The sequence below is a fragment of the Paenibacillus xylanilyticus genome (assembly GCF_013359935.1).
GTDB lineage: Bacteria > Bacillota > Bacilli > Paenibacillales > Paenibacillaceae > Paenibacillus > Paenibacillus xylanilyticus.
This window is the reverse complement of sequence record NZ_JABMCB010000020.1, coordinates 1-627: the sequence shown is the minus strand read 5'-3', so window position 1 is coordinate 627 and position 627 is coordinate 1. Positions and strand designations below refer to the sequence as shown.

2 protein-coding genes are annotated in these 627 nt (G+C 41.1%); both read left to right on the top strand.

What is annotated here, in order from left to right:
- Window positions 1-71: 71 nt before the first annotated feature.
- Window positions 72-440 (top strand): DUF2528 family protein, encoded by a 369-nt coding sequence (locus HP552_RS00110; protein WP_000065374.1) that lies wholly within the window; start codon window positions 72-74, stop codon window positions 438-440.
- A 72-nt stretch (window positions 441-512) separates the two neighbouring features.
- Window positions 513-627: protease FtsH-inhibitory lysogeny factor CIII (locus HP552_RS00105; protein ID WP_175393801.1), on the top strand; the 115-nt coding region annotated here is incomplete at its 3' end.

The window sequence follows — 627 nt, the reverse complement described above, 5'->3', positions numbered from 1 at the left end:
GTTCTGATTATTGGAAATCTTCTTTGCCCTCCAGTGTGAGGGCGATTTTTTATCTGTGAGGATATGAACAGATGTCAAACATCAAAAAATACATCATTGATTACGACTGGAAAGCATCAATAGAAATTGAAATCGACCATGACGTAATGACAGAGGAAAAACTTCACCAGATTAATAATTTCTGGTCAGACTCTGAATACCGACTCAATAAACACGGCTCTGTATTAAATGCTGTATTAATCATGCTGGCGCAACATGCTCTGCTTATAGCAATTTCAAGCGACTTAAATGCATATGGTGTTGTGTGTGAGTTCGACTGGAATGATGGAAATGGTCAGGAAGGATGGCCTCCAATGGATGGTAGCGAAGGAATAAGAATTACCGATATCGATACATCAGGAATATTTGATTCAGATGATATGACTATCAAGGCCGCCTGAGTGCGGTTTTACCGCATACCAATAACGCTTCACTCGAGGCGTTTTTCGTTATGTATAAATAAGGAGCACACCATGCAATATGCCATTGCAGGGTGGCCTGTTGCTGGCTGCCCTTCCGAATCTTTACTTGAACGAATCACCCGTAAATTACGTGACGGATGGAAACGCCTTATCGACATACTTAATC

Bases quoted from the DNA above. Each gene is read 5' to 3' on its own strand.
- HP552_RS00110 (WP_000065374.1), top strand. From the start codon at position 72: ATGTCAAACATCAAAAAATACATCATTGATTACGACTGGAAAGCATCA.